The organism is Komagataeibacter sp. FXV3 (assembly GCF_015155755.1).
Classification (GTDB): domain Bacteria; phylum Pseudomonadota; class Alphaproteobacteria; order Acetobacterales; family Acetobacteraceae; genus Komagataeibacter.
In genome coordinates, this window is record NZ_VWPI01000093.1 from 1 (window position 1) to 10,043 (window position 10,043).

General features: G+C 61.3%; 7 protein-coding genes and 1 tRNA gene. 5 read left to right on the forward strand and 3 right to left on the reverse strand.

Annotated elements, in window-relative coordinates; translation table 11 throughout:
• From F1542_RS09030 to F1542_RS09045, 4 genes are all read left to right on the forward strand, one after another.
• Window positions 1-1,105 (forward strand): LL-diaminopimelate aminotransferase (locus F1542_RS09030; protein WP_193732745.1); only part of this gene is annotated, 1,105 nt, incomplete at its 5' end.
• A 27-nt stretch (window positions 1,106-1,132) separates the two neighbouring features.
• A complete protein-coding gene (locus F1542_RS09035) occupies window positions 1,133-2,470 on the forward strand; it encodes a homoserine dehydrogenase (protein ID WP_193732746.1) in 1,338 nt (445 codons plus the stop codon).
• Between the two features lie 78 nt (window positions 2,471-2,548).
• Window positions 2,549-4,399 carry a single-stranded-DNA-specific exonuclease RecJ gene (recJ, locus tag F1542_RS09040; RefSeq protein ID WP_193732747.1) on the forward strand — a complete coding sequence of 617 codons (1,851 nt, stop codon included), beginning with the start codon at window positions 2,549-2,551 and terminating at the stop codon, window positions 4,397-4,399.
• 68 nt (window positions 4,400-4,467) lie between these two features.
• A tRNA-Glu gene (locus tag F1542_RS09045) sits at window positions 4,468-4,543 on the forward strand.
• Window positions 4,544-5,030: 487 nt separating this feature from the next.
• Here F1542_RS09045 and eutC read toward each other — a convergent pair.
• From eutC to F1542_RS09060, 3 genes are all read right to left on the reverse strand, one after another.
• Window positions 5,031-5,792 carry an ethanolamine ammonia-lyase subunit EutC gene (gene eutC / locus F1542_RS09050; RefSeq protein WP_193732748.1) on the reverse strand — a complete coding sequence of 254 codons (762 nt, stop codon included), beginning with the start codon at window positions 5,790-5,792 and terminating at the stop codon, window positions 5,031-5,033.
• Window positions 5,785-7,167 (reverse strand): ethanolamine ammonia-lyase subunit EutB, encoded by a 1,383-nt coding sequence (locus F1542_RS09055; RefSeq protein WP_193732749.1) that lies wholly within the window; start codon window positions 7,165-7,167, stop codon window positions 5,785-5,787. Before F1542_RS09055 ends, eutC begins: the two co-directional genes overlap by 8 nt.
• 118 nt (window positions 7,168-7,285) lie before the next feature.
• The gene (locus F1542_RS09060) at window positions 7,286-8,368 is read right to left on the reverse strand and encodes an AraC family transcriptional regulator (RefSeq protein WP_193732750.1); all 1,083 of its coding nucleotides are present in this window, start codon (window positions 8,366-8,368) and stop codon (window positions 7,286-7,288) included.
• Window positions 8,369-8,564: 196 nt separating this feature from the next.
• Between F1542_RS09060 and F1542_RS09065 the strand changes: the two genes are divergently transcribed.
• Window positions 8,565-10,043, forward strand: a 1,479-nt coding sequence (locus tag F1542_RS09065) for a phosphocholine-specific phospholipase C (RefSeq protein WP_193732751.1), incomplete at its 3' end; no start/stop codon positions are given.

Sequence of the window (10,043 nt, forward strand, 5' to 3'; positions counted from 1 at the left end):
GCCCCATATCGTGCAGAAACTGGTGGAAACTGTAAGCGACCCGCGCGCGCACCGTTATTCCGTCAGCCGCGGCATTCCGGGCCTGCGCCGGGCGCTGGCGGGATATTATGAACGCCGCTTCAACGTAAAGCTGGACCCCGAGACGGAAGTGATCGCGACCCTGGGGTCCAAGGAGGGGCTGGCCAACCTCGCCTCCGCCATCACCAGCCCCGGCGACACCATTCTGGTGCCCAATCCGTCCTATCCCATCCATCAGTTCGGCTTCATCATCGCCGGTGCGTCCGTCCGCTCCATTCCCGCGACGCCCGATGATGAAATGCTGGAGGCGCTGGACCGCGCGGTGCGCCATTCCGTGCCGAAGCCCACGGCGCTGATTGTCAATTTTCCGTCAAATCCCACCGCGTATCTCGCGGACCTTGATTTCTACCGCAAGCTGGTGGCGTTCGCGCGCAAGCACGAAATCTGGATCCTGTCGGACCTGGCATATGCGGAAATCTATTTTGGCGATAACGTGCCGCCCTCCATCCTGGAAGTGCCGGGCGCGAAGGACATCGCCGTCGAGTTCACGTCCCTGTCCAAGACCTATTCCATGGCGGGCTGGCGCATGGGCTTTGCCGCGGGCAACCCGAAGCTGATCGCAGCACTGACCCGCATCAAGTCCTATCTGGATTATGGCGCGTTCACGCCCATTCAGGTCGCGGCTGTCGCGGCACTCAGTGGCCCGCAGGATTGCGTGGCCGAAATCCGCGATATCTACCGCAAGCGCCGCGACGTACTGATTCAGGGTCTGCAGACGGCGGGATGGGATGTACCCTCCCCCGAAGGATCAATGTTCGCATGGGCGCCCATTCCCGAACGCTTCCGTGAACTGGGCAGCGTGGGCTTTTCCAAGCTGCTGCTGAAGGAAGCTGGCGTCGCGGTCGCTCCCGGCCTTGGCTTCGGGGAATATGGCGAGGGCTTCGTGCGCATCGGACTGGTGGAAAACACCCAGCGCCTGCGTCAGGCCTGCCGCTCCATACGCCATTTCATGACGGAACACGGTGGCACGGCCCCCACCACGCAGCAGGCCGCCCCGCTGCCTGACACCCAGCCCGCCCATTCATGACTGCCCTTATCGGTTGACGGAAAACACATGACTTCTTCCCCTTGTAAACCCGCCCCCAAACCGCCCCTGCGCATCGGCATTGCGGGGCTGGGCACGGTTGGTGCCGGCGTTGTAAAACTGCTGCGCGAAAACGCCGGCCTGATCCGTGCCCGTGCGGGCCGCGAACTGGTGGTGACCGCCGTAAGCGCGCGCGACCGCACGCGCGACCGTGGCGTCGACCTGAGCGATGTCGCCTGGTGTGACACGCCCGAGGAACTGGCCACCCACCCCGATGTGGATGTGGTGGCCGAACTGATTGGCGGGGCGGAAGGTGCCGCGCGCCTGACGGTGACCCGCGCGCTGGAAAACCGCCGTCCGGTGGTGACCGCAAACAAGGCGCTGATCGCCATTCACGGTGCCGAGTTGGCCTGCACGGCGCAGGCAGCGGGCGTGCCGCTGATGTTCGAGGCAGCCGTGGCGGGAGGCATTCCCGCCATCAAGACCGTGCGTGAGGGGCTGGCGGCGGACCGGATTCTGAAGATCGGCGGCATCCTGAACGGCACGTGCAATTACATCCTGACCGTCATGCATGAAACCGGGCGGGACTTTGCCGAAATCCTGGCCGATGCGCAGAAGCTGGGCTATGCCGAAGCCGATCCCTCGACCGACGTGGACGGCATTGATACCGCGCACAAGCTGGCGATCCTTGCCGGACTGGCGTTCGGGCGGCCCGTGGTATTTGCCTCCGTCTATATCGAGGGCATCCGCCGCATTGGCGCGCTGGACCTGCAGTTCGCGCGCAAGATGGGTTATCGCATCAAGCTGCTGGGGATCGCGCGCCAGCATGAAAACGGTATCGAGGCCCGGGTCCATCCCTGCCTTGTCCCACAGGATGCGCCCATTGCGCAGGTCAACGGCGTGTTCAACGCCGTGGTGGCGGAAGGGGCCTTTGTCGGCCGCCTGATGCTGGAAGGCCGGGGTGCGGGCGAAGGACCGACGGCCACTGCCGTATGCGCGGACCTGATCGATATCGCCCGTGGCTCCGCCATGCCGGTATGGGGCTGTGCCGCTGATAGCCTGATGCAGGCCGTGGCCCTGCCCAGCAAATCGTTCACGGGCGAATACTACCTGCGCCTGAACGTGGAAGACCGCCCCGGTGTCATTGCCGACATCACGGCGGTGCTGCGTGACAACGGCGTATCACTGCGCAGCATGCTCCAGCATGCCGACGCGCATGACGTCCGCCCCGATGGCACCCATGCCGTGCCGCTGGTGCTGCTGACGCACAAGACCAACGAGGCCGCGATGCAGCATGCCCTGCATCACATTGCAGAACTGTCCGCCGTACTGGATGAGCCCGCGCTGATCCGTATCGAAGCGGCCTGAACACCGGGCAATGGATGGTTCCGACCGGACCATCCATCCTGCCTTGCCCGCGCCGCATACCCACAAGGATCCGTTTTCATGTCCGCTGCCGACCTGCTTTCCCCCTTTCCCGCGTCCCCCGCGCCACAGGAGGCGGAGCAGGCGCCAGCCGTGCTGGGGGTGGCCCACAGTGTTACGGGCCGCCGGTGGAACTGGCGCGAAGGCGGACAGGCCAGTCATACCGACCGCATGGGCATGGCCATTGCACAGCAGACCGGACTGCCGGAAATCGTGGGCCGCATGCTGGCCCTGCGCCGCATTGCCCCCGAACAGGTTGCAACCTATCTGGCCCCCACCCTGCGCGCGCTGATGCCCGACCCGTCCACCTTCACGGACATGGATGCCGCAGCCATCCGTCTGGCCACCGCCATCCGCAACGGGGAAACGGTGGGCCTGTTCGGGGATTATGACGTGGATGGTGCATGTTCCACGGCACTTCTGACCGATTTCCTGCGCCGTCAGGGCTGCACGGTGCTGACGCATATTCCCGACCGCATGACGGAAGGATACGGCCCGAACATCCCCGCAATCGAGGCCATGCAGGATCAGGGCGCGACCCTGATCGTGTGTCTGGACTGCGGCACGGCGGCGGTGGATGTACTGGAACACGCAAGCGGGCGTGGTGATGTCATTGTCCTTGACCACCATCAGGTGCAGGGCGCGCTGCCGCATGTGCTGGCCACGGTCAATCCGAACCGGCCAGACTGCCCATCCGGCCTGCACGGCATCTGTGCGGCTGCGGTCACATTCATGACCGTGGTGGCGACAGTCCGCATCCTGCGCCGTGAAGGATGGTTCGAATCCCATCCCGACCCGCAGTTGATGGACAGCCTCGACCTCGTGGCGCTGGCGACTGTATGTGACGTCATGCCGTTAAACGGCCTGAACCGTGCCTTTGTCACGCAGGGGCTGAAGGTCATGGCGCGGCGGCAGCGCACGGGACTCGCGGCCCTGCTGGAAGCTGCGGGCGCGCGCGACCCGCTTTCGGCGTTTACATGCGGATTTGCGCTCGGTCCCCGGATCAATGCGGGTGGGCGTATCGCGGATTCCGGCCTGGGGCTGCGCCTGTTGCTGTGCGAGGACACAGCCGAAGCACAGGCGTTGGCCGAGAAGCTGAATTCCGTCAACCACAACCGGCAGAGCGTCGAATCCGGCATCCTTGACCGCGCCATGGAACTGGCCGCCGCACAACGCGCGCAGGGGCATGCCGTGCTGGTGCTGAGTGGCCGGGACTGGCACCCCGGCGTGGTCGGGATCGTGGCCGGGCGGATCAAGGAAAAATTCAACCGTCCCGTTCTGGTTGGTGCGGAGATGGAAGATGGCAGCGTAAAAGGCTCCGCCCGCTCCGTGCCGGGACAGGATCTTGGTGGCGCCATTATCGCGGCACGACAGGCCGGACTGCTGTCATCGGGCGGGGGCCATGCGATGGCGGCGGGATTCGGCCTGCCAGCGGACGGCATCCCTGCCCTGCATGAATTCCTTGACCGCCATCTGGCCACCGCCGCCAGCCTGCCCGATGCCGTGGACCTGACCATTGACGCCGTGGTGAATGTCGCGGCGGCCGATGTGGCCCTTGCAACGGACATGGACCGCCTGGCCCCGTTTGGCGCCGGTAACGACGAACCGTTGATCGCACTGCCCCGCGTGCGCGTGGCCTATGCCGAACGGATCGGGCGGGAAGGCAATACCCTGCGCCTGACGCTGCAGGGCGAAGGCCGAGGCCCCCGGCTGAAAGCACTGGTGTTCCGCGCCAATGAAAGCCCGCTGGCCCCCGTGCTGGAAGATCGTGATACGCCACCGCTGCATCTGGCGGGATGGCTGCGTGCCGAAAGCTGGAATGGCCGGACATCCGCCACTTTTTTCATCCGTGACGCGGCAATCGCCAAATAATTTCAATATTTTTGAATCAGGGGGTTGACCCTACCCCCGTGTCGGGATACTTACCGCTCACGCCTTTAGTCCCGTTCGTCTAGAGGCCTAGGACACCGCCCTTTCACGGCGGCAACACGGGTTCGAATCCCGTACGGGACGCCAGCTACTTTACCGCAGTTTACTGTGGGTCTTGGCTGATTACAGGCACTTTCCAAGTTTCTGTATTTTTAATACGTGAAATGTCGTTGACGGCCTGTCGTGTCTGCGACTGACATTTCTACAATGTGGCTGTACGCAGATTAAAAAAACTGCCTACAAAGCATCGTGCAAATTATGAAAAAGTTTTTGGTGAAGCTTTCTTCAAAAGCTTCGAGGAACGCCACTTTTTTGAAAAAAAAACTGGATCCAAAAACTTTTGCTTTTTTAAAATATTTACGCTCAAGCAATCCCTGAAAAAGGGAACGGCTGGAAACTTTTATTACGTTCCTGCCACAGCACTATTTTCGGAATTTCCATAGAATAAAAATCACATCTGCGCCGTTTTTTTTGCCCACAACACGACAGGAAATAATAGTTCCATCGCCACAGGAAATGAAAGAGGCCATACGGTCATTCTTTCATATATCTGTATTGCCGGAATTGATGCTTTTTATTTTCCTGATTTATCCGATAATATTTTCTGCTGGTCCGTCTGCTCAATAGTACAGGTTTCATCCTTGAGGTTGACGCCACTGTAATTGCGCGTCCGCGCCATCTTCAGCAACCATGCCAGACTGTTTGCCGCAGTCATGGCGGATAACCCGCCGTGGCCATGGATGTTGGAAATGCAGTTCCGTCCTGAATCCCTCATCCCTATCTGCGGATTCCACGTCATGTAAAGGCTCATGCTCTCTGCGCAGCGCAGACCGGGACGCTCCCCGATCATCATCACGACGCACCGCGCACCCATGCAGGTCGCGATTTCATCGCCCAGGGCCACCCGTGCCCTGTGCGCCACAACCAGCGGAGCAATACGCCAGCCCGCCAGCAGGGGTATCATTGCCGCCAGCACTGCGGGACCCTGCTGCTGGGCCGCAAGGGCCGATAGTCCATCGGCAATGACGAATACGACATCATACTGCCCGTGCGGCAGGCTTTCGCGGCTGCTGTCGGATAACTGTCGCCCAAGGTCGGGACGCCTGACGTATTCTTCGCGGTCCCGGGCGCGGCTTTCAACCTCGATCAGGGGCTGTGACAGGTTCAGCCGACTGGTATCCAGCGTGGTGGAGACAGCATGACGCGCACGGACATGGGCATACTGGAATTCCCGCACGGCCGCACCGGAAATCGTATTGCCGGTACGGGGCAGGCCGATCCGCGCCGATGTTCGTGCCTGCAGCCCCTGCCAGGAAATGGGACGTTCATCAGTCATTGGAGGGTATCATCCCGGAAAAAATGCTGGGGGAATTGACGCGTATCCGACCCTTTGCATCAATCAGCTCACGCGCGATCAGCCACTCTTCAAACTCCGGCGCCGCCCGCACGCCAAACAGCGAACGCAGGGTCTGGATATCGTGGTAGGACAGGCTCTGGTAATTCAGCATGATGTCATCGCTGCCGGGCACGGCAATCAGGAAGTTGATGCCAGCGGTGCATAACAGCATCATCAGGTTGTCCATGTCATCCTGATCCGCCTCGGCATGATTGGTGTAACAGACGTCACACCCCATCGGCAGGCCCATGAGCTTCCCGCAGAAATGGTCTTCCAGCCCCGCACGGATGATCTGCCTGCCATCATACAGATATTCCGGACCGATGAAGCCGACCACCGTATTGACCAGCAGCGGCGAGAAAGCCCGTGCCACGGCATAGGCCCGGACCTCCGCCGTCTGCTGGTCCATGCCGTGATGGGCATTGGCCGACAGGGCCGATCCCTGCCCCGTTTCGAAATACATGGTATTCGTGCCGACCGTCCCCCGCCCCAGTGACTGGCTGGCCATATAGGCTTCGGACAGGACGGACAGGGAAATGCCAAAGCCCGCATTCGCTTCCTGTGTGCCGGATATGGACTGGAACACCAGGTCCACCGGCACATTCCGTTCCATAAGCTGCAGGGTATTGGTCACATGCGTCAGCAGGCAGGTCTGTATGGGAATGTCATAGCGCACCCGCACCCCTTCGAGCATATGCAGGATGTCACTGGCATTGGCCATGTTGTCCGATGCCGGGTTTATGCCCACCACGGCATCCCCCACCCCCAGCAGCAGGCCGTCCAGCATGGACGCAGCAATGCCCGGCAGGCTGTCCACCGGGTGATTGGGCTGCAGGCGTGACCCCATGCGCCCCGGCAGGCCCTGCGTGTTGCGAAAGGCCGTGCGGACCGTGATCTTGCGGGCAACCGCCACCAGATCCTGGTTACGCATGATTTTGCTGACCGCCGCGACCATTTCAGCCGTCAGCCCCGGCGCAAGTGCCGAAAGGGTCGCCCCATCGGTTTCATGGTCCAGCAGCCAGTCGCGCAGATCCCCCACCGTCATATGCGCGACGGGGGCAAAGGCGGCAGTGTCGTGACTGTCAATAATCAGCCGCGTGACTTCATCCGTCTCATAAGGGACCGGGACCTCGTTCAGGAAGGTCCGGAGCGGAATGTTCGCCAGCGCCTCACGCGCGCCGATACGCTGCAGGGGATCAGGGGCCGCAACCCCTGCCAGTTCATCACCGCTGCGATAGGGTGAGGCATAGGCGAGCACCTGTTTCAGAGAGGAAAAGCAGAATTTCTCTCCCCCCAGAAAAGCATGATATGACACAGTACAATAGCCTTCCCAACGGGAGGTAATTTATCCATGACGGAATTATAAACGTTTGTTTTCAAATATCTTGACCGACAGGCACAAAGACTTGACCTGCCTCCGCACGGGCATGTGCCTAGCGGTCGCCACCTGAATGCTGCGATGCGCGGTACAGGCGTGGCGAGACCCCGGTCCATTTGCGGAATGCGCGACTGAAGGCGCTGATTTCCGAATATCCCAGCAGTAATGCGATCTCGCCAATCGGCATCGTGGGGCGGGCAAGGTATTCGCGGGCCAGTTCCTGCCGGGTCCGTTCCACCAGGGCCGAAAACGTAATGCCCATTCCATCCAGACGACGCTGCAGGGTCCAGCGCGGTATGCGCAGCGTTTCCGCCACATGCGACAGGGCGGGCACGCCCTGCCCCATCGAATACCGGATTTCGGTACGGATGCGCGACAGCAGCGGATCCGCGGCCGGTCCCATTGGCCGGGTTGCGGCCGCAGGCGACAGCGATGTCAGGCTGCACCGCAAAACATCAAGCAGCCGCACATTTCCCTGTGGCATGATGCAGCCCATTTCCGCCCTGTCAAACACGACCGCATTGACGCCCATGCCAAAATGCACCGGCGCGCCAAAGGCATTGTCGTATTCGCCCGGCGTGGCAATGCGGCGATGTTCAAGCCAGATGGCCCGTGGTGCCCAGAGCTGCCCCAGCACATGGCGAAATATGTTGCAGAACATGCCCATGGTCAGTTCCGCATCCTGTTCACGCCCGATGATGCCGCCCGTCACGATCCGGTATTCCAGTCGCGCGCAGCCATCGTCCTGATGGACAAGGCGGGTAATGGTGCCGCTCTGGTGGTACGGGAACAGTTCGGCCACATTTTCCACCGCGTTACCCAGTGTGGGGGACGCCATGGCGATAAAACCGATCAGGCCCAGCATGTCCGGGGTAAAATGCCGGCCATAGGACAGGCCCACCCCTGCATGCCCGCTCTGCCGGGTGGTTTCCTCAAACAGAAGGCAGTATCCGGCAAGGTCGAGCGACGCCGTCTGGGAAAGGCTCTGGTCAAGCCGCAGCCCGGCGGACAGGGCCACGCGATCGGGATCGCAGCCCTGATCACGGATGAACTGGTACGCCCCCGTGGCCGCTGCGGCAAGCACACGTGGCTGTCTGACCGTGCTGTCTGATGGGCCGGGTATATCGCCAGGCAGCATCTTCCCTTCCCTACATCCTGAAGCGACCACCAGTTTTCATGTTTTGGCGATCCGTAACAAGCCCAAACGTTATGATGCCAAAATTATGTAGTCTTCTGTCAAGCTCTCCCTATCCATGCCCGCTACGCTGCGGCGCCATCAATATCCGTGCGCCTGTGGTGCTGCGTGCGGAAGAATCCAAGGAGAACAAGGCCGCATGCCCCGTTTCATCCGCCCTGGCCGACGCCGCTTCCTGCAGATGTCGGCCGCAACCGCCATGGCGGGGGTACTGCCCGAAAACGTGCGGCGCGCCCTGGCCGTGCCGCCAAACCGGCAGGGCGGCGGGATAGAGGATATTGAACACGTCATTATCCTGATGCAGGAAAACCGGGCCTTTGATCATTATTTCGGCTGCATGAAGGGCGTGCGCGGCTATTCCGATCCCCAGCCCGAATTCCTGCCCGATGGGCGATCCCCGCTGGCCCAGCGTGACCGGCAAGGCCGGACGGTGCTGCCATTCCGCTTCAATACCGCAACCACCAGCGCCGGATGCCTGCCCAGCCTTGATCACAGCTGGAAGGGATCACAGGCATTATGGAACAACTGGGATGCGTGGATTGATGTCAAGACCCCGATGACCATGGGGTATTTCGACCGTCAGGATATCCCGTATTACTATGCGCTGGCAGATGCCTTTACCATCTGTGACAATTACCATGCCTCCATTTTCGGACCGACAAACCCCAATCGCCTGTTCCTGTTTACAGGCACCAGTGGCCTGGCGTGCGGGCAGGATGGCGTGCAGGTCGTCACCAATGTCGATGATGGAAACGGTTCAGCCGACATGGCGCTGGACCGGAAGGATTTCCGGGCCTTTACATGGAAAACCTATGGCGACCGGCTGCTGGAACATGGGGTAAGCTGGAAGATCTATCAGGAATACGACAACTTCACGGATAATCCGCTCGCCTCCTTTGCGCAGTTCCGCAACCTGTCCCCGCACTCCGCCCGTTACCGCGCCGCACGGTCGATCGTGCCAGGGTCGGATGCGTCCAACGCCCATACATCCGAAGGGCAGTTTCTGGTCGCGGCCCTGGAACATGACATCATGCACCGCACGCTGCCGCAGGTTTCATGGATCGTACCGCCCCAGCATCTGAGCGAACACCCCGATGCGCCCCCGGGCTATGGCGAATACCTGATTTCACGCCTGATGGATGTCCTCTCCCGGCATCCCGATGTATGGTCAAAAACCGTCTTTATCCTCAATTATGATGAAAATGACGGTTTTTTCGATCACATCCCCGCCCCCGTCCCCGCACTGGACACGACACAGGGCGGCAGCAACGTACCTGTCACGGGCGAGATCTATCAGGGTGAACCGGTGGGTCTGGGCCCCCGCGTGCCGATGATCGTGATTTCGCCATGGACAAAGGGCGGATGGGTCAATTCTCAGATGTTCGACCATACCTCGGTCATCCGGTTCCTTGAACGCCGCTTCGGTGTCATGGAACCCAACATCACCCCATGGCGGCGCAGCGTCTGTGGTGACCTGACATCGCTGTTTGATTTCGGGGTCACGGACCGGCAGTGGCAGGCCGCATTGCCGGACACCGCGCACTATCCCACACAGACGGATGCCGCGTGCCACCTTGCCCCGCCACAGGTACCACACCGGCAGCATTTTCCCATGCAG

What these genes read in the sequence shown, in the direction of transcription:
- F1542_RS09035 (WP_193732746.1), top strand. Translation starts at nt 1,133, where the DNA reads ATGACTTCTTCCCCTTGTAAACCCGCCCCCAAACCGCCCCTGCGCATC.
- recJ (WP_193732747.1), top strand. Translation starts at nt 2,549, where the DNA reads ATGTCCGCTGCCGACCTGCTTTCCCCCTTTCCCGCGTCCCCCGCGCCA.
- eutC (WP_193732748.1), bottom strand. Translation starts at nt 5,792, where the DNA reads ATGACTGATGAACGTCCCATTTCCTGGCAGGGGCTGCAGGCACGAACA.
- F1542_RS09060 (WP_193732750.1), bottom strand. Translation starts at nt 8,368, where the DNA reads ATGCTGCCTGGCGATATACCCGGCCCATCAGACAGCACGGTCAGACAG.